Annotated in this window: 17 protein-coding genes and 1 pseudogene; 12 read left to right on the forward strand and 6 right to left on the reverse strand. The window is 74.5% G+C overall.

Annotated features, from left to right (window positions below; translation table 11 throughout):
- The first annotated feature begins 95 nt into the window (after nt 1-95).
- Both ACWGJB_RS31740 and ACWGJB_RS31745 read left to right on the forward strand, forming a co-directional pair.
- A complete protein-coding gene (locus ACWGJB_RS31740) occupies nt 96-1,025 on the forward strand; it encodes an N-acetylglucosamine kinase (protein ID WP_453383631.1) in 930 nt (309 codons plus the stop codon).
- A gap of 142 nt (nt 1,026-1,167) precedes the next feature.
- Complete coding sequence (locus ACWGJB_RS31745) at nt 1,168-2,094, forward strand: sirohydrochlorin chelatase (RefSeq protein ID WP_450764167.1); 927 nt, start codon at nt 1,168-1,170, stop codon at nt 2,092-2,094.
- A gap of 171 nt (nt 2,095-2,265) precedes the next feature.
- Here the strand turns inward: ACWGJB_RS31745 and ACWGJB_RS31750 are convergent, their stop codons facing one another.
- Both ACWGJB_RS31750 and ACWGJB_RS31755 read right to left on the reverse strand, forming a co-directional pair.
- Nucleotides 2,266-3,297, reverse strand: a complete 1,032-nt coding sequence (locus ACWGJB_RS31750) for a lactonase family protein (protein WP_453383494.1) — start codon at nt 3,295-3,297, stop codon at nt 2,266-2,268.
- Between the two features lie 110 nt (nt 3,298-3,407).
- The gene (locus ACWGJB_RS31755; protein ID WP_453383632.1) at nt 3,408-4,895 is read right to left on the reverse strand and encodes an FUSC family protein; all 1,488 of its coding nucleotides are present in this window, start codon (nt 4,893-4,895) and stop codon (nt 3,408-3,410) included.
- A gap of 239 nt (nt 4,896-5,134) precedes the next feature.
- On the opposite strand from ACWGJB_RS31755, the gene ACWGJB_RS31760 reads away from it, so the two are divergent.
- Nucleotides 5,135-5,611, forward strand: coding sequence for an Lrp/AsnC family transcriptional regulator (locus ACWGJB_RS31760; RefSeq protein ID WP_453383495.1), 477 nt, complete (start codon nt 5,135-5,137; stop codon nt 5,609-5,611).
- Between the two features lie 192 nt (nt 5,612-5,803).
- Nucleotides 5,804-7,246 carry an MFS transporter gene (locus ACWGJB_RS31765; protein WP_453383496.1) on the forward strand — a complete coding sequence of 481 codons (1,443 nt, stop codon included), beginning with the start codon at nt 5,804-5,806 and terminating at the stop codon, nt 7,244-7,246.
- A 43-nt stretch (nt 7,247-7,289) separates the two neighbouring features.
- On the opposite strand, the pseudogene ACWGJB_RS31770 reads toward ACWGJB_RS31765, so the two are convergent.
- Both ACWGJB_RS31770 and ACWGJB_RS31775 read right to left on the reverse strand, forming a co-directional pair.
- A pseudogene (locus tag ACWGJB_RS31770) lies at nt 7,290-8,518 on the reverse strand (methyltransferase).
- Between the two features lie 197 nt (nt 8,519-8,715).
- Nucleotides 8,716-9,495 carry a LysR family substrate-binding domain-containing protein gene (locus ACWGJB_RS31775; protein WP_453383497.1) on the reverse strand — a complete coding sequence of 260 codons (780 nt, stop codon included), beginning with the start codon at nt 9,493-9,495 and terminating at the stop codon, nt 8,716-8,718.
- A gap of 152 nt (nt 9,496-9,647) precedes the next feature.
- Between ACWGJB_RS31775 and ACWGJB_RS31780 the strand changes: the two genes are divergently transcribed.
- From ACWGJB_RS31780 to ACWGJB_RS31815, 8 genes are all read left to right on the forward strand, one after another.
- Nucleotides 9,648-10,040, forward strand: coding sequence for a DUF5997 family protein (locus ACWGJB_RS31780; protein WP_450764179.1), 393 nt, complete (start codon nt 9,648-9,650; stop codon nt 10,038-10,040).
- Between the two features lie 214 nt (nt 10,041-10,254).
- On the forward strand, nt 10,255-11,109 hold the full coding sequence (locus ACWGJB_RS31785; protein ID WP_453383498.1) for a DUF4132 domain-containing protein: 855 nt from the start codon (nt 10,255-10,257) through the stop codon (nt 11,107-11,109).
- The gene (locus ACWGJB_RS31790; protein WP_453383499.1) at nt 11,106-16,064 is read left to right on the forward strand and encodes a hypothetical protein; all 4,959 of its coding nucleotides are present in this window, start codon (nt 11,106-11,108) and stop codon (nt 16,062-16,064) included. The genes ACWGJB_RS31785 and ACWGJB_RS31790 overlap by 4 nt, the downstream gene beginning before the upstream one ends.
- Nucleotides 16,065-16,140: 76 nt before the next feature.
- The gene (locus tag ACWGJB_RS31795) at nt 16,141-17,304 is read left to right on the forward strand and encodes an ATP-binding protein (protein ID WP_453383500.1); all 1,164 of its coding nucleotides are present in this window, start codon (nt 16,141-16,143) and stop codon (nt 17,302-17,304) included.
- Nucleotides 17,305-17,308: 4 nt separating this feature from the next.
- Nucleotides 17,309-20,788 (forward strand): vWA domain-containing protein, encoded by a 3,480-nt coding sequence (locus tag ACWGJB_RS31800; protein ID WP_453383501.1) that lies wholly within the window; start codon nt 17,309-17,311, stop codon nt 20,786-20,788.
- Nucleotides 20,785-22,653, forward strand: a complete 1,869-nt coding sequence (locus tag ACWGJB_RS31805) for a hypothetical protein (protein WP_453383502.1) — start codon at nt 20,785-20,787, stop codon at nt 22,651-22,653. The genes ACWGJB_RS31800 and ACWGJB_RS31805 overlap by 4 nt, the downstream gene beginning before the upstream one ends.
- 159 nt (nt 22,654-22,812) lie before the next feature.
- A complete protein-coding gene (locus ACWGJB_RS31810; RefSeq protein WP_453383503.1) occupies nt 22,813-23,685 on the forward strand; it encodes a LuxR C-terminal-related transcriptional regulator in 873 nt (290 codons plus the stop codon).
- Nucleotides 23,686-23,730: 45 nt separating this feature from the next.
- Complete coding sequence (locus tag ACWGJB_RS31815) at nt 23,731-24,471, forward strand: class I SAM-dependent methyltransferase (protein ID WP_453383504.1); 741 nt, start codon at nt 23,731-23,733, stop codon at nt 24,469-24,471.
- Between the two features lie 125 nt (nt 24,472-24,596).
- On the opposite strand, the gene ACWGJB_RS31820 is transcribed toward ACWGJB_RS31815, so the two are convergent.
- A complete protein-coding gene (locus ACWGJB_RS31820; RefSeq protein ID WP_453383505.1) occupies nt 24,597-25,058 on the reverse strand; it encodes a hypothetical protein in 462 nt (153 codons plus the stop codon).
- A complete protein-coding gene (locus ACWGJB_RS31825; protein WP_360497434.1) occupies nt 25,055-25,483 on the reverse strand; it encodes an ATP-binding protein in 429 nt (142 codons plus the stop codon). The genes ACWGJB_RS31820 and ACWGJB_RS31825 overlap by 4 nt, the downstream gene beginning before the upstream one ends.
- Nucleotides 25,484-25,995 lie beyond the last annotated feature (512 nt).

Here is a 25,995-nt window from a genome sequence, read left to right on the forward strand (position 1 = left end):
GCAGGGTCCCCGGCGTCGAGGGCCGCGCCGTCGGTTCCGGGGGCGCCGAGGGCCTCGGGCCCGGCTTTCTCGCCGTCGACTCCGGCGGTTCCGGGCTGCGAGCCGTCGTAGGCGTGCCGGGGCGGGAGCCGTCGGCGCCGCGGGAGTCCCGGGAACCGGTGCGGACGGGCGCGCGAGGCCTCGACCCCGGGCATCTGCTGGAGCAACTCCTGCCCATGGCAAGGGCGTTGATCGGCGAGTACGGCCTGGACGGGGTGACGACGGTGGTCGTCGGCGCCGCCGGACTGGCCAGTCTCGGGGACGCCCTGCGGGCCGACCTGCCGGACGCGCTGACCCGAGAGCTCGGCGTGCGGACGGTCGCCCTGGCCGCCGACGCGGTGACGGCGTACGTCGGCGCCCTGGGCCCGCACCCGGGCGCGGTGATCGCCGCCGGTACGGGGCTGATCGCGATCGGCACGGATCTGACCGGGTGGCGCCGGGCGGACGGCTGGGGGCATCTGCTGGGCGACTGCGGCGGTGGCGCCTGGATCGGCCGGGCGGGCCTGGAGGCGGCGCTGCGCGCCTTCGACGGGCGGGACGGCGGCTCGGCCGCGCTGCTGGCGTGCGCCGAGGAGCGGTTCGGGCCGCCGGCCGGGCTGCCCGGGCAGCTCTATCCGCGCGCCGACCGGCCCGCCGTACTGGCCTCCTTCGCCCCGCTGGTCGCCGACTGCGCCGCCCACGACCCGGTCGCCGCCGGGATCCTGCGCGCGGCGGCCCGGCACATGGCGGAGTCGGCCGCCGCCGTCTGCCCCACGGCCGGTGCGCCCCGAGTCGCGCTCACCGGCGGCCTGTCCAAGCTGGGCGACCCGCTTCTGGTACCGCTGGCCGAGGAGTTGACGAGGCTGCTGCCGCGGGCCCGGCAGGTTCCGGCGCAGGGCGGTCCGCTGCACGGAGCGGTACGCGTCGCGAGTGACCTGATCACCGGGCGGCTCACTCTGCCGGGTGATGAAAAGCTGCTCTCCGTAGTACATACAAAAAGGGATTGATCCCACTGGGACATGAAGTGTCCGACAGTTGACGGGATCACCTCCGAATCATGCGCAACTCATCAGACAAAACCGGACGGATACCGCTCACCTGCACCCTCCCCGAACAGGGGAGCCCAATAAGCCAGTAACATGCGTCGCCATGAGCTCCCCCACTGGGCCCGCGTCCGGCCTGCCAGTACGAATGCCGCGACCTCGCCAGCCCGGGCGGCACCGCCGACCCGAGCCGCTGGTGGCTCCCGAGGACGCGCCCGCGCTCGTCCTCGCGGTGCCGGGTACGCCCAGCGCGGTCACACGCTCCCTCGCCGAGGAGGTCGTGAGCATCGCCCGCTCCGAGCTGCCCGGCCTGGACGCCCGGATCGGGTACCTGGACGGGGACGACGCGGAGTTCCCCACCCTCCAGTCCGTGCTCGCCCGCGGCGCCGAGGAGCGCGCCGCCCGCTACGAGCAGGCCGTCGCCGCCGGCGTCGAGGGCGTCAAGATGCCCGACGGCCCGGTCGCGGTCGTCGTGCCGCTGCTGGCCGGCCCGGACAGCGCGCTGCTGCGCCAGGTCCGCCAGGCCGTGATGGAGAGCCGGGTCGCCGCCGACCTGACCGACGTCCTCGGCCCGCACCCGCTGCTCGCGGAGGCGCTGCACGTGCGTCTGTCGGAGGCCGGTCTGGCCCGCGCCGACCGCGCCCGCCTGTTCACCGTGGCCACGGCCGCCGACGGCATCATCCTCGCCTCCGTGGGCGGCGAGGAGGCCGTGCAGGCCGCCGGGATCACCGGCATGCTGCTCGCCGCGCGCCTGGCCGTGCCGGTGATGGCAGCTGCGCTGGACCAGGAGGGTTCGATCTCCTCCATCGCCGAGCAGCTGCGGGCGTCGGGTTCGCAGCAGCTGGCGCTGGCGCCGTATCTGATCGGCCCCGAGATCGACGGGGGCCTGCTGACGGCGGCCGCCGAGGAGGCGGGGTGCGCCACGGCCGAGCCGCTGGGTCCGTACCCGGCGATCGGCAAGCTGGCGCTGGCCAAGTACACGACGGCGCTGGGGATCGCTCCGCAGCAGCCGCAGGGTGCGCCGGTGCGCTGAGGTTGGCGTGTGTGCCTTGACGGGTCCTTTCCTGGAAGGGGCCCGTCGGTCTTTTTCGGGGTAGTGCGGAGGTTCTTCGACCGGCCGCCGGGTGGGGGCTGAGCCCGCGCACGCGGCGGAGCCGCGCCTTGGCACACCCCGCGCCCTTTACGGTGCGCTGCCTGGTCGGGCCTAGTCGAAGATCACGCAGGACGCTGCCGGAATCTCCACCGAGCCGTCGTAGCGCGGCACGCCTGTCTCCTGGTCGACGGTGAACCAGGTGATGTCCCCGGAACGTTCGTTGGCCGAGTACAGGAAACCCCCGGATTCGGTGAGGGCCCGGGGCCAGTGACCGCCGCAGGGAACCGTCCCCGTCAGGTGCAGACTGTCCCCGTCGACCGTGAACGTCGTCAGGACGTCCTCGCCCCGGGTCGCCGTCCAGACGAAGCGGCCGTCGGGTGATACGACGATGCCGGACGGGTAGGCGTCGCCGGCCGGGGCGCCGGGCAGTACCGGGGTCTCGGCCAGGGGCTTCAGGGCGCCGGTACCGGCGTCCCAGCGGCAGACCGTGACGGTCGGGGTGAGTTCGTTGACCACGTAGGCGTACCGGCCGCCGGGGTGGAAGGCCAGGTGGCGCGGGCCGGAGCCGGGGCGCAGGGCGAACTCGCGGTGGACGGCGAGGGTGCCGTCGTTCAGGGTGCAGACCCGGACCGAGTCGGTTCCGAGGTCGACGCTGACCGCCCAGCGGCCGCTGGGGTCCGGCTGCACCTGGTGGGCGTGCGGGCCGCGCTGGCGGCGCTCGTGCGGGCCCGAGCCGGTGTGCCGGAGCACCCCGGAGGCGGCGCCGGCGAGGGTGCCGTCGGGGCGGACGGGGACGGCGCTGACACTGCCGGAGCCGTAGTTGGCGGTCAGGACGTGACCGTCGAAGACGCTGAGGTGGGTGGGGCCGCTGGCGTCGACCGGGACCGGGGGTCCGGCGAGCCGTGGCTTGTCGTCGTGGACGTGGTACGCGGCCACCGCGCCGTCGGCGGTCTCGCTGACCGCGTACAGGGTGTGCCCGCCGGGTGCGAGCGCGAGAAACGACGGGTCGGGGACGCCGTCGACGCCTTCCAGGAGGGCCAGGGCACCGCTGTGCGGATGGACCGCCGCCGTGACGACCCCCGGCCCGCCGGCCGCCGTGAACGACCCGATGAACGCCCTCCGCCGCCTGCCGCCGTCTGCCACCGGTGTCCCCTCTCGGTTCTCGATACGAGCCGGTACGAGCCAGTACGAGCCAGTCCCGGGCCGACGGTAGCAGTTTGCGGTCTAGACCAAGACGTCCGGGGCGGCGCGTCTCAGGCGCCGACCAGGGGTGAGCCCGAGGGGGCGCGCAACGGCTCGGCGAGTTCGGCCAGTGCGCGCTCCAGGCCGTGCAGATGGACGAGGGCGGCCTCGGTGGGCGGTTCGGCGGGGCCGGTGCTGTGTGCGGAGCCCCGGGTGAGCGCCTCCACGGCCGCCTCGACGCGCCAGCAGGCGGCGGCCAGCCGGGCGTCGTGGGAGGCCTCGGGGTCGGCGGCGACGGCGACCAGACCGCGGATCTCCCGGGCGCAGTCGTCCAGCAGGGCGAGGACCCGACGGGCGCGGCGCCTGCGGCCGGGCATCGGGGTGAGCGGATGGACGAGGGGCGCGACCGAGAGCCGTACCCGGCCGAGCAGCTGCTCCAGTTCGGCCACCCGGAGTGCCGGATCGGCGGTGGCGGATCCGGCGAGCCGGGCGGCGGCCTCGGCCGTGCAGGCGTGGACGCAGCGCAGGGCGCGCTGGATCCAGGCGTCGGTGATGACGTGGGTGGTGACCGGCAGCACGAACAGCACGGCGAGCCCGGCGCCGACGGCGCCCACCGCGGTCTCGGTGAGCCGGAGCGCCAGCAGGCCGGGGGTGAGGACGCCGAGGAGGCCGTAGAGGAGCTCGGCGAGCAAGGTCACCCAGAGCATCATCCAGGTGTAGGAGACGGCGGCCGAGTAGAAGATGCCGAAGACGGCGACCGCGACCAGCACGGCGGTGGGGACGGGGGCGCCGTGCACGGGGACGGCGACGAGCAGGCCGAGCGCGATGCCGAGGACCGTGCCGAGCACCCGGCGGAAGCCCCGGACCAGGGTCTCGCCGCGCGAGGCGGTGTTGACGAAGATCCACCAGGTGGCGCCGACCGCCCAGTACCAGCGCTGGCCCGACACCGCCTGACCGACGACCAGCGCGAAACCCGCGCCCGCGGTGGCCTGGACCGCCTGCCGGGTGGTCACCCGGGCCAGGCCGCTGCCGGCGGGCGGGGCGGGTACCGGCGGCGGGGGCAGGCGGCGCTCGTAGCACCACAGGCCGAAGCGGACGGCGGCCGTGGCGAGCACGGAGAGCAGCACTGCGGCGTACAGCTCGGGCAGCTGTCCGGGCGTGGCGTGCAGGAACTGGGCCACGAAGTAGGTCATGAAGGCGAACACGCCGAGGCTGTGGCCCCGCGGCCCCCAGCGGCGCGCGTACACGCCCGCGCCGACCACGGCGAGGAAGACCAGGTCCCGTGCGACGGGCACGTCGTGCAGTTCGGCCGCGGCGGCCAGCACGGGGAGGCCCACGACGGGCAGCAGCGCGGTGGTGACGGCCTGCCCGCGCACGGTGGCGTCGGCGACCGTGAACAGGGTGAGCAGCGCGGCGAGCCCGCCGGTGACGGCGCCCGTGAGGGAGTGCCCGGCCGCCCCGCAGAGCACGACGGCGAGGCCGATGCCCAGCACGGCCCGGGCGGCGAAGCGCAGCCGCACCCGCCCCGGGTCCGGAGCCGTGAACACCCTCTTCAGCACTGCTTTCCCTCCCATGGACCGCACAGAAACGGCGCCGCGTGGACGACACAGAAATGGCGCCGCGGGGATCCGCAGCGCCATCGACACCCCCATGAGAGCATCGTCGGGGCGACCGGCTCAAGTGTTCCCGATTTCACTGAGCCATCGGCCCACTCTCACCGCACGAAGCCGGCCAGCCTGAGCACCAATGGCCCAGCTCAGCCCGAACCGGCTGTGAGCCATTGGTACAGTCGCACACCATGACCGTGGACGAGCTCGACACCCGCATCCTGCGCCTGCTGCTGGAGCAGCCGCGCACCAGCGTGCGCGAGTACGCCCGGATCCTCGGTGTCGCCCGGGGCACCCTCCAGGCCCGCCTGGACCGGCTGGAGCGAAACGGTGTGATCACCGGCGGCGGTCCCTCCCTCTCCCCCGCCGCTCTCGGCCACCCGGTGCTGGCCTTCGTGCACATCGAGGTCACCCAGGGCCACCTCGACGACGTGGGGGACGCGCTGGCCGCCGTGCCGGAGATCGTGGAGGCGTTCTCGATCACGGGCGGCGGGGACCTGCTGACCCGGGTGGTGGCGCGGGACAACGCGCACCTGGAGGACGTGATCCAGAAACTGATCAGCCTGCCGGGCGTGGTACGCACCCGCACGGAAGTGGCCCTGCGTGAACGCGTCCCGTACCGCCTGTTGCCACTGGTGGAGTCGATCGGCCGGACGGCACGCGCGTAGCGGCATCCGTGACCTGAACTCCTTCTGCCTGTCCGTCTGTCCGTCTGTCCGTACCGTTGTCGCCCCCCCCCCGCAGGGCAGCACGCTCACCGTCGGCGGGCGCCCACTGAAACCCACCCGGACGGACCCGTACCGCCAGCCGTTCGCTCCGCCGGTCGTGCGACATCTGTGATGACTGCATAGCGTGGCGGCATGACCACGACCTGGGCAAAGCCGCAGCGACCGGCCACCGAGGACCGGCGGTGGCGGGCGCTCGGGGTGTGTCTGGCGGCCGGATTCATCTCGCTGCTCGACACCTCCATCGTGAACGTGGCACTGCCCTCGATCGAGCACGGGCTCGGCGCGACCGAGGCCGCCCAGTCCTGGGTGGTCTCCGGTTACGCCCTGACCTTCGGGCTGGCGCTCGTGCCGGCCGGCCGGCTCGGCGACATGCGCGGGCGGCGCCAGGCCTTCCTCTTCGGGCTGGCCGCGTTCACGGTGGCGTCGGCGGCCTGCGGGCTCGCCGCGAGCCCCGACCGGCTCGTGGTGTTCCGGCTGATCCAGGGCGCGGCGGCGGGCATGGTGGCCCCGCAGACCTCGGGACTGATCCAGCAGATGTTCCAGGGCGCCGAGCGGGCCAAGGCCTTCGGGCTGCTCGGCAGTGTCATCGGCGTCTCGACGGCGGTCGGTCCGCTGGCGGGCGGTCTGATCATCGGCGCGGTCGGTACCGGCGACGGCTGGCGCTGGGTGTTCTTCGTCAATCTGCCCATCGGGGTGGCCGCGTTCGCCGCCGGACTGCGGCTGCTGCCCCGGTTCCCCGCCTCGCCCGGCCGACGGGAGGAGTTCGACCCCGTCGGGGTGGTGCTCCTCGGTGCCGGGGTGCTCGCGCTGATGCTGCCGCTGGTGCAGGAGCAGCAGTGGACCGGGCGGCTGAAGTGGGCGCTGCTGCCGGTGGGCGGAGTGCTGCTGGGCCTGTTCTGGGTGTGGGAACGGCGGCAGGGACGGCTCGGACGGGCGCCCCTGGTGGATCTGGACCTGTTCTCACTGCGGTCCTTCACCCTCGGCGCGCTGATCAGCCTGAGCTACTTCGCGGGCTTCACCACGGTCTTCTTCGTCCTCGCCCTGTTCCTGCAGAACGCCGCCGGATACAGCGCGCTGGCCTCCGGGCTCACGGTGCTGCCGTTCGCGATCGCCTCGGCGGTCGGTGCCGCCCTCGGGGGCCGGCTGGTGGTGCGGCACGGGCGCAAGCTGGTCGTCATCGGCCTCGGCGGGGTGGCGGTGGGGCTGCTCGGGATCGCCGCGGTGGCGTGGCTGGTGCCGTTGGAGGACCTGGGGTGGGCCGCGGCGGTGCCGATGATCATCGGCGGGATCGGCTCCGGTCTCGCGGTCTCCCCCAACACGACGCTCACCCTCACCCGCGTCCCGGTGAAACGGGCCGGCGCGGCCGGCGGGGTGCTGCAGACCGGCCAGCGCGTCGGCTCGGCGGCCGGGATCGCCGTGGTGGGCTCCGTCTACTTCGCCCACCTCGCGAACGGCGGCCCCGCCACCGAGGCGCTCCAGTTGGGCCTGCTCACATCCGTCGGGTTGATCCTGGTGGCGCTGTGCCTGGCGGTCGCCGACATGCGCGAGCGGTCGAGGGCGCCGGAGGACGACTGAGCCCAGGATGCCCCGGGCCGGGATCTCCTATCTCACTGGAGTACTAGGCGGCCACCGCCTCCATCACCGAGAGCACGGTCGAGGTCGGCACGATCCTCGACAGCTTCAGACCGGCGGACTCGAACAGTTTGGCGAACTCCGGTGCCGTGCGTTCCCGACCGACCAGGGCCGCCATCAGCAGCAGGTCGAGCGCCTTGGCCTGATGGGATGCGTTGCCCGGCGGGACCACCGCGTCCACCGCCAGGACCCGCCCGCCCGGCGCCAGCGCGGCGCGGCAGCGGTCGAGGAGGACCACGCACTGTTCGTCCTCCCAGTCGTGCAGGATCGCTTGAGCACGAGGACGTCGCCCTTGGGTACGGCGGTGAAGAAGTCGCCGGACTCGGTGCTCCAGCGCCCCACGGTCCCGGGTGTGTCCAGGCGGTGCCCGGCCAGGACGTGCGGCCGGTCGTACAGGACGCCGTGCAGACCGGGGTGGCGGTCGAGGACCGTCAGCAGGAAGCCACCGTGGCCGCCGCCCACGTCCACGACCGTTCCGCCGGGCGGGAAGTCACAGGCGGTGGCGATGGGCTCGTTCTCGGCGTCGGACATCGCGGCCATACCGCGGTGGAAGACGTCCGCGGTGTCCTCGTCCTGCGCGAAGTAGTCCCAGAACGGCAGTCCGAAGAGATGCTCGAACGCGGATGTGCCCTCACTGACACAGCGGCTCAGGTCGGCGGTCGGCAGCCACATGCTGCGGTCGGTGTTCATCAGGACGGCCGAGCGTGCCGAGCAGGGTGCGTCGCTGCGCAGGGCGTCACCGGCGGAGGTGAGCCGGAAGCGGCTGGCGGCGTCCTCCTCGAAGACGCCGCGCGTGGCGAGCAGCCGGAGCACCCGGTAGAGGCTCCGCGCGTCCGTGCGGGTGGCCGCGGCCAGTTCGGCCGGGGTACGGGGGCCGTCGGCCAGATGATCGGCCACCCCGACGACCGCGGCGGCGCGCAGGGCGGCCGGGAACAGGTAGCCGAGCGATTCGTTGACGAGGAACGCGGACGAGGTACGGGGGTCGACGGGTTCGTCCGGGGCTACTTCGGGGCTCACGGGCGCCTCCAGCGCTGATCTCCGGGATGTCCGGAGGCATCGTGACATCGCGTGGGCCCTGGATCGGGGAGGGTGATCGGGGCGCGCGGGAGCAGACCGGGAGCGGTCACGAAGCCCCGCCCCGACGGATCCCGTACGGCGTATCGCCTGAGGCCCATGACCGGGACCCGCGGCTTGTGACCGGCCGACCGGCCGCATGTGACCGGCTGACGCGGCTTATGACCGACTCGCGTGTGGCGTGGACCGGCTGACCCGTGACTTATGACCGGCTGACGTGTGACTCGTGACCGGCCGGAATGCGGCTCGTGAGCGGCTCCTGGCGGGTGGCTTACGGACCGGCCGACTCGAGGCCTATGACCGGCCGGCGCGCTGCTCATCACCGGCCGGCTCGTGGCTCACGACCGGCGGCGGGGCTTTCCGCGTTTCGCGGGCTTGGCGGACTGGGTGCGCTTGGCTCCCCCGACCCCGGCCCTGCCCTGTGCGCCACGACCCGCCGCGGTCGCCTTCTGTGGCCGTTTCGGCTGCGTCCGGCCGCCCTGGGATCCCTGCGGCGCCTGTTCGGCCTGACGGCCGCGCGTGCTGTTGACCGTGCGGCCGCGGACGATGCCGATGAAGTCCTCGACCAGGTCCGTGGTGGCCTCCTCGGGCCAGGACAGGGCGACGGTCGACTGGGGGGCGTCGGTGAGCGTCCGGTAGGTGAGGTCCCGGCGGTGGTACAGCCTGGCCAGCGACTGCGGGACGACCAGCAGGCCGACGCCGGCGGCGACCAGTTCGACGGCGTCCTCGGTGGTGGCCGGGCGCTCGAAGGCGGCCTCGCCGGGCGGTGCGTCCCAGTCGAAGACGTCGTCCAGGGGGTGGAAGAGGACCTCGTCGGCCAGGTCGGCGACGGTGACCTCCTCGGCCGCCGTGATCACATGGTCCTTGGGTACGACGACCACCGAGGCCTCGGTGTAGAGGGGGATCGCGCTGAAGAACGTACGGTCCACCGGGAGCCGTACGAAACCCGCGTCCGCGTCCCCCGCGCGCAGCATGTCGGACGCCTCGGCGGCCGTGACCTGGTGGAGGCTGAGGGGGACGTCGGGCAGGCGCTCATGCCAGATCCGTACCCACTTGGCGGGCGTCACGCCGGGGACGTACGCGAGCCGGAACGACGGTGTTTCCTCCGAGCCTGTCACCTGGCCAGGTTAACCGGCCGGGGGCGGCGGCCCCGCATCGGCCGGAGACGGCGGCCCCCATCGACGGTGGTGGCGCCCCGCGTCGGCCGTGGTCGGCGGCCCCGCGTCGGCCGTGGTCGGCGCTTTCCTACCCTGCGGATACCCTTGACCTCATGAGTTCGCACCAGACCACCCAGACGATGAAGCCCGCGACCGCGGCGAAGAAGCTGGGTGTGTACCTGCCCGCCACGCCCGCCGCTTTCCAGGAGGGCGTCGTCTCGCGCGCCGAGCTGACCGAACTCCAGGCTGACCCGCCCGAGTGGCTGCGCGAACTGCGGGCCAACGGGCCGCACCCGCGTCCGGTGGTCGCGGAGCGGCTGGGCGTGTCCATCGCGGGGCTGGCGCGCGGCGGGGTGACCGAGCCGCTCACCACCGAGCAGATCGAGGAGCTCAAGCGCGAGCTGCCCGAGTGGCTGGCGAAGGAGCGCGCCACCCAGGCGGAGGTCCGCAAGGAGGGCGCACGGCTGAAGAACCTGAAGCGCGAGAAGGAAGCGGGGCAGGGCTGACGTCCTCGCCCGACTGACTTCCGCACGGCCCCGGTCCAGGCGTCTCCGCCTGCGGACCGGGGCCGTTCCCGTATCCCGCCTCACGCCTCTCGGCGGCCCTTGTCGCCCCTGATGAGCGGCGGTTTCCCTCCGGCGCCGGGGACCGTGGAGGGCGTTGTCAGTGGTCTCCCCTACAGTCGCCATCACTTGATCACTGCGGTGCGGGGAGGCACGCATGGGGTGGGTGACGGCCGGGGACTACGAAGTGGCCCTGGACGACGGGAAGGTGGTCTGCCGCAACGCGGCGGGGCGGCGGCTGAAGTCCGTGCCCGCGAAGCTCGCGGACGATCCGGCGGTGGTGGGACTTCGGCAGCTCGCCGAGTGGCTGGAGCGGCACGAACGGCAGTGCCTGGCCGATGTGGAGCGGTGGTTGACCCGTTCACTGCCGGTGCCGTTGGAGGTCCTCACCCGCGTCTGGCCGGACCCGGCCTGGCAGGCTGCGTTGCGCGACCTCGTGGTCACCGGCGCCGACGGCCAGGTCGCCGGTTTCCTGCGGGACGCCGACGCCGAGCGCGGGCTCGGCCTGGTGGATCTCGACGGCGACACCGTGCGCATCGCCCCCGACCTGGTCCGGCTGCCGCACCCGGTACTCCTCGAAGACCTCGAGGAGCTGCGGGAGTTCGCTGTCGAGCTGGGCGTCGAGCAGAAGGCCCAGCAGCTCTTCCGCGAGGTCTGGCACCGCCCGGCCACCCTGGACGCGGACGCCGCCCAGGTCGAGGAGTACGCGGGCGGGGTGTTCAAGGAGCTGCGCTTCCTGCACGGCAGGGCCACGCAGTTGGGGTACCGGGTGCGCGGCGGCCACGCGGTGTGCTCCGTACTGGAGGAGGGCCGTGGGATCGAGGCCCGGGTCTGGGTCGGCGACTTCGACGCCTACTACGAGACCGAGACCGGCCCGCTGGTGTGGACCGATCCGGCGGGCCGGGCGCTGAAGCTGGGTCAGGTCGGCCCGGTCGCCTGGTCGGAGGGCATGCGCATGGCGGCGGCGCTGTACGCCGGGCGGGACATCGAGGACGAGGAGCGGGCGGCATGACCGCGTACGACGACACCACCACGGCCACGCTGCTCGACGCCGGCGCGATCCTGCCGTCGGGCACCACCCGGCGCGAGGACGCCGATGTCCTGACGGCCCGCACCTACACCCACCCCGCCCTGGACGACCGCCCGGTGGTGCGCCTGGTGCCGGGCACCCTCGGCGAGGCCGAGGACCTGGCCCTTGAGTTCCTCGGCCTCGCCCGGGACCCCGAGGCGCCCGAGGTCGGCCAGGTGCGCCGGGAGACCCTGGGCTTCCCCGCCTGGGCGCTGGTCCACGACCCGGCCAACGGCCATCACGCCCTCGCCCTGGTCAAGGACGTCGAGCGGCTGGCCCGGCAGGCCAAGTCCAAGCCGGGCAACGCGAAGGAGGGCTTCGAGGCGCTCGGTGAGCGGCTGGGCCGGGCGGTCCCGCACTTCCTGCCGACCTTCTACGAGCAGGCCGCACGGGTCTTCCTCCAGCACGAGAACACCACTTACGCGGCGGCCTTCTTCGGCAAGGCCCGCGAGGCGGAGCGGGTGCACGCCCTGGCCGTGGACGAGGAGCGGCAGCGCGCGGTGTTCCTGGAGTTCGCCTTCGCCGGGGCGCTCACGGTCAAGGCGCTCAAGGAGTACGTGAAGGACCTCGCCCGGCGGCTCGAACCGGCCACCGCCTGGGCGCAGTTCCGGCAGCTGACGGTGGAGCGATGCGCGGCCGGGATGCCGCCGTACGCCTCGCTGCCGCAGGACGCGCGCGGGCTGATCAAGGCAGCGGGTCTTGGCCGGGTCACCGAGGAGTGTGCCCTGGTCGCCGACCTGCTCGCCTCCCCGGCCGCCGTACGGGCGCCGGCCTCCTTCTGGAACGCCTACCGCAGCGTGCTGCCGGTCCTCGCCGAGGAGCGGCCCGAGATCCGGGTGCGGCTGCTGGAGATCATGCCGGCCGGGCTGGGCCGGGAGGTGGCGGACGACGAGTTCTGGCTGGCGCTGCTGGCCGAGTGCGGAGCGGATCTGCTGCTCACCGACGACGGCGGGGCCGACGGGGACATGGACGCGGCGGACTGGCTGAGCCGCTGGGCCCAGCACCGCAAGCACGGGGCTGCGTACTCGCACCGCTCCCCCGCGACGCTGGCGCTGGTCGAGCGGATGGCGTCCCGGCTGCGGGCATCCGGACGGCCCGTGGACCTCTTCACCGGTCGCTGGCAGGCCGGGGCCGACCTCGATCTGCTGGACCTGTGCGTCGCGGAGGGCGTCGCGCTGGCCGTTCCGGACGCGGACGCGCAGGTCCATCTGCCGCTGAGCAGCTGGCTGCGCGACGAGCGGCCCGGGCAGCGGGATCTGAAGGCGCTGGCAGCCGAACCCCGTTACCGAACCATGCTGTTCGAGGCCGTCGAAGAGCTCGGGAGGGGTCAGGGTCCCGCGGATCTTCCCAGGGTGGCCGCGCATCCGGTCCTCGGCGACGTGCTGCGCGAGTGGCTGCAGGAGGCGACCTCGGAGTTCGCCGCCGCGACCGGACTGCCCGGCGCCGCCTCCAAGCTGGAGCGGCTGCGTCCCTTCCGGGCGGTGGTGCAGGAGAGCCCGCTCGCCGTCGGCCGGCTCGCCGGGTACGACGTTGTCCCGGTCCTCGGCCGCACGCTCCGCGCCGGAATCCTCGACGAACTGGGCTGGCCCGCGCTGGAGGAGGCGCTGCAGCTACTCGACTCCGAGGTGCGCAAGGACCGGGACAACGCGCTGTCGGTGACCGAGGCATGGCCCGCGCTGATCCTGGCGCGCGGTCACAAGGCGATCGTGGTCGGCCCCGAGGGGGTGCTGCTCAAGCACGACCTGCGGCTGCCGACGGACCTGGACCGCTGGCAGCGGCCCCGGTTCCGTTACGTGGACGGCGAGTTGCTGGTGGTGTGGCGGGACGGCTCGAAGCAGCACGGCTACTGGTCGAACCGCCCGTCCGAGGTGTTCCCGCTCGGCGGTGAGCAGGTACCCGGCTGGTGGTCCGGCATGGACGCGGCCAACGCCTCGGTCCCGCTGCCCGGTGGCGGCCGGGCCACGGGCGGCCGCACCCTGCACGCCGGGGACACGGTCCTGCCGCCGAGCCGCCCGGTGCTGGGCGACGGCACCACGTACTGGCGTCAGGGCAGGCAGGGACGGCAGTCGGTGTGGCTGGAGTACGACCCGGCGACCGGCGAGCACGGACGTGCCTCGCTGCCGGCGCTGCTGGCGTCGGCGGTCCGCGAGGACGCCTCGCTGTTGCACGGCTCCTGCGAGGTGCTGCCGTTGCAACCCGGTCTTGAGCACAGCCCGTTCGGTACCGACGGCACGGTCCTGGGGCGCTGGGTGCGCACGGAGGGCGAGGGCGCCGAGGCCCGGACCGTCGCCGGCACACCGGACGGACGGACGGCGACCCTGCGGGCGGCCCGCAACGGCCGGGTTCCGGGGGTGCCGCTGGGCGCGCTGCGGCTGCCGGGCGGGGCCGAGCCGATCGCCACGCAGATGTACCAGAGCGTCGCCCTGCACGCGGGCGACGGCACCGAGCTCGGGCGGATGTCCTTCGGCGAGTCCGGCGGGGCGTACGCGGCCGGTACCCGGCTGGTGCCGCCGGTCGCGTTCTGGCACGCGCTGCGCCCCCGCGACGAGCACGGGTCGGGCGTGCTGCGCGCCCTGACCGACGAGGCGGCCGGGACGCTGATGCGGGCGACGGCGACGGCGCTGGACGAGCGCCGGCAGGCGCTGGCCCGGGCCGGGCAGGACGACAGGGCGAGGGCCGCGGTGCCGGCCGCCGACGAGGTCGCACTGGCGGCGGTGGCACGGTCGCTGCCCGGACTCGCCGACCGACGGCTGCTGACCGGTGTCGCCTCCCTCGTCCGGGCGGCGCTGCGGGTCGCCGAGTCGGCCGGGTCCCTGGCCACGCCGCCGAAGGAGCGGCCGCGACAGCCCCGGCAGCGGACCGAGGGCATGTTCGCTGACTACTCCCCGGAGCACGGCGGGGACCGGACGCTGCACGACGCCGTCGCCGGAGTCGTGCCCCTGCAGAACGCATGGCAGAGCGGCTGGGCCGCGCTGCGCCAGATCCGCTCGGTGAACCACGTGCTGTCCGGCAGGCCCGCCGACGGCAAGCCGCTGCCGGGACCCGAGCGGCTCGCCGCCGTCGGCGACGGCTGGCTGAGCGAGGAGCACACCGTCCCCGGCATCGGCGCGGTCTGGCCGGCCGTCCTGGGCGTGCTGCGGCCGCTCGCCTACCGCGCTGCTTCCCCGGCCCTCACCGACGCCCAGCGCGAGCCGCTGCTCCTGCTGTTCGAGGCGCTGGCCGAGGGACCGCTCCCCGGGCTCGGGACCGCGCTGCGCGAGGTCGTGCTCAGCGAACCGCACGACAAGCAGCAGCGGACGGGCCAGGTGCTGCGCCGGGACGGCCGTACGGTGGTGATACTCGGCTGCCAGAGCGTGGACGCCCGGCTGGGCCAGGTCGAGTGGCTGGCCCTGGACCACGATCCGTCCGGGGCGTTCGGTGCCGTCGGGCATTTCACGCTGGTCCGGGAGACCCGGCATGCCACCGGGATTCCGGCGGACCGGCTCACGGCCCTGACCCGACTGGTCCGGGAGAAGGGCGCCGCGCCCTGGCGGCCCGGGGCTCCCGAGGCGCTGGCGGCCGCGACGAACGGCGGGCTCGGTCCGCTCCAGGCCACCGTGCTGCTGGCCGGCCATCCGCAGGCACCCGGTGCCGAGGGCCTTGCCACCATCGGTCTCAAGCCTCGTCAGCGCGGCTTCGGTGCCGAGCTGTTGAAGTCGCTGGGTCTGGACGAGCAGCGGGCGCTCCTCGGCGCGCTGCTGCCGGACGACCCGGCCGAGCTGTGGACGACCGGCCCCGACACAGCGTCCGCGGCGCGGCTCTGGACCGAGCGCCTCGGCACCCTGGTGCGTCTGCCGGAGGACCTCAGCACCGATCTGGCCGGCATGGGCGTCGGTCATGCCGAGGCCGTGCTCAACCCCGCGCGCACCCCCTGGCTCACCCGTACCACGGTGTTCCGGCCCGACAAGGACGGCGACCTGACGCCCGCCGACCCGTCGGCGGTACCCGGTTCGTATGCGCTGGCCGGTGCCGTGGAGAGCCTGGCGGCGCTCGCGTACCTGCTGCCGTACGGGCATCCGCTGCGGGCCGGGCTGACGGACGGACTCACCGCGCTGCGCCGTCGCCTGGCCGACCCCGAACTGCTGCTCGAACTGGGCCTGGACTGGACGGAGAAGGGCGGCCCGACCTCTGTCCAGCTGCGCAAGGCCTTCGGCCTGCCCGAGTCCGGCGGCGCCGACGCCGACGGAGTGACCCGGGCCGGTGACACGCTGGTGCTGCGTCCCTGGTACTCGGACACGGAGCACGTACTGGTCCGGCCGGCCACGCTGAGCGGACCGGACGACTCCGTCTTCGGGCTCCTGGAGGGCCTGCTCGGCGAGGGGCGCACGACCTGGCTGCGCGCCGTCCGGACGATCCTCGGCGGCGACCTGGACCGCGCCCTCGCGGCCGAGGGACCCGCGGGGTACGCCCAGGACCCCACGGTCAGTGTGCCCGCCCTGGTCACCGAGGTCGCTTCGGCCCACGGTCTCGGCGAGGACGCGGCGGCACTCTACCTCCAGGTGCTGGCCCTGCCCGACCCGACCGACCGCAACTGCGCGCGCTGGACCGGCTGGAAGCCCGCCCGGACGAAGAAGGCGCGCGCCGAACTGACGGCGAGCGGTCTGGTCGTCGAGGCCAAGCGCCCGCGCGCCGGCCGCACCCTCTTCCTGCCCGGCGGCTGGCGCGACCTCAAGGCCCCGGCCCTGCCGGTGGAGACCTGGAAGGAAGCGCTCTACCCGGTCTCCGACGGCGACCGCACCCTGCCGCTGGTCCCGGTGCCGGAGCTGTTCGCCCACGCCTGGGAGCGCGTGCGGGCCGGGGACGCGCCCGCGTACGAGCAGCTGACCACGCGAGCGACCCGCGGCGGCCGCCGCCGATGACCGAGCGCCGCGCCGCCACCCGCACCCGTACCGCCGCCGGCACCACCACCCGTACCACCGCGAAGGACGACCACCGATGACCGCCAGTGCCGCTCCGCTCCGCCAGATCGTGCCGCCCGAGGACCGGTACGTCACCGAACTGGCCTTCCTCTCCGCGTACGACGCCGGGCCGCGGCCGCCCGCCTGGCGGCTCACGCCCCGCGCCGTCGTCACCTTCGTCATGGGCAGCGGCGGCCAGGCACTGCGGCTGCCCGACGACGCCGAGGTGCCGGCGGGGGTGCCGCGCCGGCTGGTCGTGGAGGACAAGTTCGTCGGCGACCGGGCCCTGGTCGAGCGCTGTGTGGTGACGCTCGCGGGTGAGCGGGGTCTGCTGCTGGTCGGCGAGCCCGGTACCGCCAAGTCGATGCTGTCCGAACTGCTGTCGGCCGCCGTGTGCGGCACCAGCGGGCTGGTCGTGCAGGGCACGGCGGGCACGACCGAGGACCAGCTCAAGTACGGCTGGAACTACGCCCTGTTGCTCGCCCAGGGTCCCAGCCGACAGGCACTCGTCCCCTCCCCGGTGCTCACCGCGATGTCCCGGGGCGCCGTCGCCCGGGTGGAGGAGGTGACCCGCTGTCTGCCCGAGGTCCAGGACTCCCTGGTGTCGCTGCTGTCCGAACGGCGCATCGCGGTGCCCGAACTGGCGGGCACGGACGACGCGTTGGCGCATGCCGCGCCCGGCTTCACCCTCATCGCCACGGCCAACCTGCGGGACAAGGGCGTCTCGGAGATGTCCGCCGCACTCAAGCGCCGATTCAACTTCGAGACCGTGGGCCCGATTCCGGACCTGGACGCCGAGACCGCGCTGGTACGCGGTCAGGCGCGGGCGTCCGTGGAGCGGGCCGGAGCGCCCTTCCAGGTCGACGACGCGGTGCTCGAGGCACTGGTCACCGCGTTCCGGGATCTGCGTGAGGGACGGTCGGCGGAGGGCTGGGAGGTGGAACGTCCGTCCACGGTGATGAGCACGGCGGAGGCGGTGTCGGTGGCGGGCGCGCTGGCCCTGGCCGCCGCCTACTTCCCCGGGGACCGCGACGTCCTCGGCCTGCTCCCGGGGCATCTCCTGGGCGTCGTGCGCAAGGACGATCCCGCCGACGCGGCCCGGCTGCGCAGCTACTGGGACGGTCCGGTACGACGGCGCGCGGAACAGGGCTCGGCGACCTGGCGCACCCTGTGGGACCTGCGCACGGTCCTGGAGGCGTGACCTCGTGACCGACTCCCCCGAGGCGGCCCTGGCGGCCCTCACCGACCCCGCCGGGCCGTACCTCATCGGTGTACGGCACCACGCGCCGTCCCTGGCGGCGGCGGTGCCCGCGCTGCTGGACGCGGCGAAGCCGGACGCGCTGCTCGTCGAGCTGCCGGCCGAACTGCAGGACTGGCTGCCGTGGCTGGCCCACGAGGACACCCGCGCCCCGGTGGCCCTCGCGGCGGCACCGGCCGACGGCAGCGCCGGCCCGGCGTTCTATCCGTTCGCGGACTTCTCCCCGGAGCTGGCGGCGGTGCGGTGGGCGGCGCGGAGAGCGGTGCCGGTGGTCGCCTGCGATCTGCCGCTGGCTGATCGGGGGTGGCGGGAGGAGGAACGTGCGGCGCAGGGGCCGGGCCGGCTGTCGGGCGCACTGCGTTCCCGGCTCACCGGGCGCCCGGGCGACGACCTCTGGGACCGGCTGGTCGAGGCCGCCGCGCCCGGTTCGACACCGGAGGCACTGCGCCGGGCGGCGCTGCTGACGGGGTGGGCACTGCGGGAGGAGTCAGCCGTGTCGGAGGTGGATCTGCGGCGGGAGGAGTGGATGCGTTCCAGGCTGGCAGAGGCGACGGCAGACGGTGAACGGGCCGCCATGGTGGTGGGTGCCTTTCACACACCGGCTTTGGTAGCCGGCCCAAGGGGCGCGGGGCTGCAGTCGATGTGCGGCTACCACCGCGTGGGCGCGACCAGCCCCCGCCCAGCCGCGCCCGAATGGACAACCTCCCTCATCCCCTACACCTATGCCCTCCTGGACGAGCGCTCCGGCTACCCCGCCGGCATCCGCGACCCCGAATGGCAGCACATGGTTCTGGAGGCAGCGGGCAATCCCCTTGCCCTGGAACACGCGTTGACCAGCGCGGCCGTCGGTATCTGCGCCGCACTCCGGCAACAGGGCCACCCCTCGGGCCCTGCCGACGCCAGGGAGATCACCCGCCTGGCTGGAGACCTCGCCCGCCTGCGCGGTCTGCCCGCAGCGGGCCGCGGCGAACTGGTCGAGGCGACCCAGACCGTGCTGGCACAGGGCGAGCCCTACGGCCGGGGCCGGGCCGTCGCCCGGGCTATGGAGGCCGTACTGGTCGGCACCCGCGTTGGCCGTCCCGCGCCGAAGGCGCCCCGGTGCGGCCTCGTCCCCGCCGTGGAGGCCGAGTTGGCCGCCCTCGGCCTGCCCGGCGCGGCGGACCGCGGCCCCGCCCGGGATCTGCGGCTCGACCCCCTGCGCTCGGACCTCGACCGGCGCCGCGAACTGCAGCTGCGCCGCCTGGCGTTGTGCTCGGTGCCGTACGCCGAGCACAGGCCGGTGGCCGGTACCGGCGGTGCCGACGCCCTCGCCTCACGCTGGGAGGTGCGCTGGACTCCGGCCACCGCCGCGATGTTGACGGCGGCCGGGGTCCGCGGGGTCACCCTCGTCCAGGCGGCCGAGGGCCTGCTGCGCGAGCGGAGCCGCAAGGAACGCGAGGCAGGCGGCCCCACGGCGGCGCAGGTGCTCGACGGCCTGCAGCAGGCGGCCCACTGCGGTCTGCCCGGCCTGGTGGACGAGCGGCTCGGCGACACCGCCGCCGTTCTCCCGGGCGCCGGCACCCTGCCCGAACTCCTCAGCGGGCTGGCCCTGCTGGACCGGCTGCGGGCCGGTCATGTCGCCGGTCTCGACACGGACGCGGACCGTGCGGCGCGGACGGTCGCCGTGGCCGAGCTGCTGACCGCCGCCGCGGTGCGCCAGGTGGACGGCCTCACCGGTTCCCAGGACCCGGCCGACGCTCACGCGCTGCTCGAACTCGCCCACCGTGCGGATCTGTTGGGTGGTATCCGGCTGACCGACGCGCTGGCCCGGCTGGCCGCCGACGGATCCCCGTTGATGCGGGGTGCCGCCGGAGCCGTTCGTGTCCTGCTCGGTCAGGAGGACCCGCGGGTCTTCGGGGGCAGGGTCGCCTCCTGGGTAGACGGGGCTGTCGACGCCGAGTCGCGGACCGCGCTCACCGCCCGGCTGACGGGGCTGCTGACGGCCGCCGGGCGGCTGCTGGAGGCGGCGGCGCCGGCGTTGGAGCCCCTGGTCGGCCGGGTGTCGGAGCTGTCCGACCGGGACTTCCTCGACCGGCTGCCGGCCCTGCGCGGCGGTTTCGACACGCTGAGCCCGGCCGACCGCGGCCGTCTGCTGGCCGGTGTCGAGGAGCGTCTCGGCACCGACCGGGTGGCCGACACCGGCACGATCGACCCGGCGGCGCTTGCCACCTGGACCCGCGCGGATCTCGCCGCCCGCGAAACCCTGCGCACGCTGGGCCTGTTGCCGCCGCGCCGGGAACGGGCGGAGCACGAGCCCGCCACGGCCCCCGCGCTCCCGGCGGACCATCGGCTGGCCCCCACCGACCGCTGGCGCCTGCTGCTCGGCCGCCGCACCGATCAACTTCCCCAGCGGGCACGCGCCTTGGCGACCGCGCTGGACGAGTTGTACGGCAGCGGGCGCGGCGAGGGCAGCCGGGGCGACCTCGGGGGCGGGGGCGGCGGGCGTGAGGCGCCGTACCCCGGGGTGCGGGAGTGGTCGGAGGAGCTGGCGGCGCTGTTCGGGCCGGGTGTCCGGGAGGAGGTGCTGGCGGCGGCCGCCGCGACCGGCCGTCAGGACGTGCTGGCCGAGCTGGATCCGGACAGCGTGCGCCCCTCCGTGGACCTGCTGCGTTCGGTACTGCGGCACGCGGGCGGGCTGCCGGAGGCCCGGCTGGCCGCGCTGCGCCCGCTGGTACGACGCCTGGTCGACGCGCTGACCCGGGAGCTGGCGACGCGGCTGCGCCCCGCGCTGCACGGCACGGCGCTGCCTCGCCCCAGCAGGCGTCCGGGCGGCGGCCTCGACCTGCCTCGCACGCTGCGGGCCAACCTGGCCACCGCCCGCCGGGCGGCCGACGGCACGGTCCAGGTGATCCCGGAGCGCCCGGTCTTCCGGACCCGGGCCCGGCGCGCCGCCGACTGGCGGCTGATCCTGGTCACCGACGTGTCGGGGTCCATGGAGGCGTCGACCGTCTGGGCGGCGCTCACGGCCTCGGTGCTGGCCGGTGTGCCGACCCTGTCCACGCACTTCCTGGCGTTCTCCACCGAGGTCATCGACCTCACCGACCATGTCGAGGACCCGCTGGCACTGCTGCTGGAGGTCAGGGTGGGCGGCGGCACCCATATCGCGGCAGGGCTGCGGCACGCGCGTGAGCTGGTGACGGTGCCGTCCCGGACGCTCGTCGTCGTGGTCAGCGACTTCGAGGAGGGCTATCCGGTCGGCGGCCTGCTCGCCGAGGTCAGGGCACTGGTCGGCGCGGGCTGTCAGGTGCTGGGGTGCGCCGGCCTCGACGACTCGGGGCGCCCCCGGTACTCCACCGGGATCGCCGGACAGCTGGTGGCCGCCGGGATGCCGGTCGCCGCCCTCAGCCCCCTCGAACTCGCCCGCTGGGTAGGGGAGAAGATCGCATGAGCCTCGAACTGCCCCCGGTCGCCCCGGCGGTGACCGCCGAACTGGTCGCGGCCCTCTCGCCCCGGCTGCGCAAACGGCTGGACGCGGGCATCGCCAAGCTGGCCGACCGCCCGGTGGTCCGGGACGGCGACACCGTACGCATCACCGTCGACGACGAGGGCTCGGAGCTCGAACTGCACGCCCCCGAGGGCGTCGTGGCCGACGCGACGGCCATCCGCTGCGGCTGCCTGCTGGCCCCGGACTGCCTGCACCGCGCGGCGGCGGCTTCGGCGGCCCCGGTGGCGGACCCGGCCGCGCCCGCGCCGAAGGCCGACGCCGCCATGGCGGCACAGGGCGCCGAATCGGCTGTGTCAGTGTCCGGCACGGGGCCGGGGGCCGACGCGGCCGTGGCAGCACAGGGCGCCGACGGGGTCTCGGATGTGCCGGTGGCGGGCGTCTCCGAGGACGCCGGGAGCGCCGGGAAGCCGGTGGCCGACTCGACCACACCGGAGTCCCCCGCTCCCGCCTCCGAGGAGTCCGCCACGCTCCCTCAACACACGGCCGCCGAAGCCGTTTTCGCCGCGGCGGCCGCCGTGCTCGACGCCGGTACGGACGGTTCCGGCGCCGTGCTCCAGGCGGAGCTGCTGCGCGCCGCGCACGCCGCGCGCCTCGCGGGGCTCCCCCGCGCGGCCACGGCGGTGGTCTCCGTGGTCACCGCGTTGCGTGCGGCCCGCGCGGCCGACCCGGCCTTCCGGCTCGCCGACCTGGTCGCCGCCCTGTCGGAGACCCTGTACGTGGCTCACCGCGTCCCGTTCGCGGCGGGTCCGGAACTGACCGGGCTGCGCGGCACCGTACGGCAGCCGTACACCCCGGACGGTTCGCTGCGGCTGTACGGCCTGTTCGCCGAGCCCGTGCTGACCGCGAGCGGCTATGCGGGGGCCGTCACCTGGACCGCCGACGCCGACGGCCGTCTGTACACGGTCTCCGACGTGGCCCCGGGCGGCGCGGGCCGGGCGGTGGGCGCCGCCGACCGCGCCGTACGCATCGGCGACACGGCGCTGACGCACCGCGAGTTGGCGCGGGCGGGCCTCGCGGTGTCCGGGGCGACGGTGTCGCCGACCGGGCGGCTGGGGGCCGGCGCGGGGGTACGGGCCGTGCGCGCGTCCGGTGCGGACTGGCGGGCCGAGCCGCTGGACCGGCTCTGGGCAGTGCCGGTGGCCGAACAGGTCGGGCGGGCCCTGAACGGGGGGCACGATCTGCTGTTCCTGGAGGTCACGCCGGTCGGCGTGGTGCGTGAGGCGGCGGGCGACGGTCTGCTGGCGGACTGCGGCGGCGTGCCGCTGCGGCTGACGGCGGCGCACGACCATCCGGCGCTCCCGCACCGCGACAACCTGCGGTTGCTGTCCGCCGCCCGGGGGAGCCGGCTGCGCGTGATCGCGCGTCTGGTGGCGGCCCCGCACGCCCGCGCGCAGTTGCTCGCGACCGAGCACCCGACGCTCGCCGGGAGCCGTGTCGACCTGGGCCTGGACCGGCTCCAGCACGCGGATCTGCCGGCTCCGGCGCCGGCCACCACCGTGCCCACGTCCGAGGAGGCACCTCTGCACCTGCTGCGTCGCCGGGTCGAGCAGGCGGCTTCGGGCGGCCGGCGTGTGCTGGCCTTCCCGGGGAACGCGGCCGCGGACACCCGTCGGCTGCACCGGCACGGTCTCGCCACGGCCGGGGATATCCTCGACGAGTTGCTCGCGGCCGCCGCGGAACGCTCGCGCGACGCCTTCGGCCGACTGCTACCGGCGGACACGGGCCGGTTCACGCGGGCCTGGCTGACCGCGGCGCGCTACGCGGACGAGGTCGACCGTGTGTTGTGCGCCGCGGCCTGGGGCGGGTGACCGGGCCGACGAGCGATGCGGGCCGCCACTCCCCCGTGCCGGCGGCCCGCACGACCGGAGTCGTCGAACCCGATCCCGGTACCCGGTTGAAGCATGCGGCAGCGGACTGTCGCATGGGTATGCGTATAACTGCGTAGGGGCGCGGGCAGAGAGGAAGACGTGTTACAGGGGCTGGACAGGGCCTACGAACGCCTCACCGGGCTGGCCGTGGCCGCGTTGAACGAGCGCGAGCCCGAACGACTGTGGCCACTGCTCGCCGACGCGCTGACCGACCTGTGCGGCGGCGAGACGTTGATCTACAAGCTGGACGACTGGAACGAGGGCGAGGGCACCCTCGGTATGTCGGCCGCCGAGTTGGGCCGGCTGGGCCACCGGGAGCTGGGCGTGCTGCGCTCGGGCTACCCGTTCGCCCACCACTACGCGGCCGGCCTCGGGCGTGTCCCCGTCACGGCCCGCCGGCTGGCGGGCAAGGCCTGGACGGCGAGCGAGACCGCGCAGGTCCTCGGGCGGGCCCTGGACCTGGACCAGGTCCTGGCGCTCCCGCTGCCCGGGACGGTCGCGCCGATCACCGGCTGCCTGGTCTACCGCTCCGGCGCGGACTTCACCGAGGACCACCTACGGACGGCCGAACGCGCCCAGCCGCTGCTGGCCGCCGTCGAGCAGCAGCGCCAACTGCTGGAACAGTGGCGCCGGTCGGCCGCGACAGCCGGTGATCCGGAGGAACGGGCGGCGGACTGCGCGCTGACGCCCCGTGAACTCACCGTCCTGCTTCTGCTCACCGACGCCCTGACCGCGGACGCGATCGGCCGGCGTCTGGGCATCTCGGCGCGCACGGTGCACAAACACGTCGAGAACATCTACCGCAAACTCGGCACCCGCGACCGTCTCAGCACGGTCCTGCACGCCCAGCGCCTGGGCCTGGTGCCCGCTCCCGACCGGGCGGCGGGCGGCCGGAGGAGGACCACAACGGTCGGCGGCCGTCGGCACCGGCCGCCACTGACAACGCGGGGTCCGACGGAGTCGGGGCCGTGAAATTGCGTGGACGGCGGCTCCGGCGGCCCGGCAGAGTGGCCGCCCATGACGAGCAGTGAGCTGTGGAGTCGCGCCGAGGCCGACCGCTACGACGCGGAGGAGACCGAGATGACCTCGGCGGCCGTGCTCGGGCCGACCGTCGAGTTCCTCGCCGAACTCGCCGGAGGGGGACGGGCGTTGGAGTTCGCCATCGGAACAGGTCGGGTCGGTGTGCCGCTCCGGGAGCGTGGGGTGCCCGTGGTGGGCATCGAGTTCTCCGAGCACATGGCGGCCGTGCTGCGCCGCAAGGTCGACGCCGAGACGCTGCCAGTGGTGATCGGGGACATGGCGACGGCCACCGCGCCCGGCGAGTTCGCCCTGGTCTACCTCGTCTACAACACGATCTCGAACCTGCTGACGCAGGACGAGCAGGTCGAGTGCTTCCGCAACGCGGCCCGGCATCTGGCGCCCGGCGGCCGCTTCGTGATCGAGCTGGGGGTGCCGCCGCTGCGGCTGCTGCCGCCCGGACAGGTCGCGGTGCCGTTCGACGTGTCCGCGGGACACCTCGGTTTCGACACCTTCGACCTGGTCGGGCAGATCCTCGTCTCCCACCACCTCACCCGCGAAGGCGAGGACGGCAGTTACCGCCGCGACGACTCCCGGCACCGGTACGCGTGGCCGGCCGAGTTGGACCTGATGGCCAGGATCGCGGGTCTCGAACCGGAGCGGCGCGTCGCGGACTGGGACGGTTCCCCGTTCACCCAGGACTCGACGAAGCACATCTCCGTGTGGCGCAGGCCCGCGTAGCCGGCAGCGGGCGGGGGCTGTTCAGCCCTGGGGCCCGGCAGCCCGGCGGATGACGGGGCCCGACTCCTTGCGACAGCCGGGGCCTCGCCCGCGCAAGAAGCCTCGGTCTGACGGGTCGGGCCGGTTCAGGTGCCGGGTCGCCCGGCGGACGCCCAGGCGGCGTATTCCTGGCGGACGTAACGGCGGCGGGCGGGGCCGGGCGTGACCGCGTCGGGTCGGTGCGGACCGGCCACCAGGTCGGGCCGGCACCGGTCGTGCGCCACGAGTTGTCCGGCGGTCTGTGCGGCGGCGCCGGCCGGGCCGGAGTCGGAGCTTTCCAGGGCCATACGGTCCATGAGGGCCGCCCGGCGCAGCAGCCAGGCGCGTTCGTCGACCTCGGTGTCGGCCGGCGGGCCGGAGACGGTCCTGCCCTGGCGGCCGTCGCGCTCGGCCCCGAGGGCAAGCACCTGGTGCATTTCGCGGCGCAGGTCGGGCGCGTTCGCGTACGCCTCGTGCGGGGGCGGAGCGTCGATCCCCTCGCCGGCGCCCGGGGGGACACCCTCGTCCGGCATACCGGGGCGGACGCCATGGCGTGCGGGGCCGGTCATGCCGAACACCTCAGGCAGGCGCGGACCTCGCGGCCGCCGCGCGTCTGGTGGACCTCGGTCGACTCTGCGAGACACTGGACGATGCCGGTGCCGCGTCCGTGCTCGTCCGGGGCGATGTCCGGGCGGGGGCGCTCCACGGCAGTGCCGGAGTCACTGACCACAATGTGCAGGGTGCCGAGGTCGAGCAGGAGCAGCAGGGTCATGCGCTCGCGCCCGTACCGGGCGGCGTTGGCCGCGAGTTCGTCGACGATGAGAACGGCGGAGTCCCGCTCGCTCTCGGGAACGCTCCAGGTCTCCAGCAGATCGGCCGCGAAGTGACGAGCGGCGGGAACGTGCGCCTCCTGCGCGGGCAGGGTGAGCAGTGCCTCGCGGCGGCAGAGCGGGGAGAGCAGTGAGCTCAGGCGGGGAGAATCGGTTACAGACATGGTCTTCTGACTCTTCTGTGGATGTGCGGAGACCGGAACGTGGGAGACCGGAACGTGGGAGACCGCCTACACATTCGAGGAGCGGTCGGTATGCCGGATCCTGTGGAGAATCGCTCATTCAGTTCCACGGACGAGGCATGCCGAACGGTTCGAGGAATTCGCACCTTTTGCCGTATTTCCTGTCAGGTCAGGTCGGGCCGCCGGAAGGCCGACTCGTTCGCCTCGGCCAGGGGAGCCGAGGACGCCGGCCGTCGGGTGGCCGGGGGTCGGCAGACCTGCCCCCGGTCGGGACACCGACGCGTCGAGCAGGCCAAAGGTCGGTCCTCTTCGCGAGAGCCCGCGACGAGAGGGGCCGGCGCTCACCGCCGCGGCGACCGCAGGAGGCGAGCGGGCCGGAGTCCCGTGAACGACCTTGGCCCGGTGCGTCAGAGTCCGGCCCCCCCCCGGGGGGGGGGGCGCCGTGTGTGCACACACCCCGGTGGGGGAGCGCGTGGGACAGATTGCGGGGGCCG

The sequence above is a fragment of the Streptomyces sp. NPDC054813 genome (assembly GCF_053611365.1).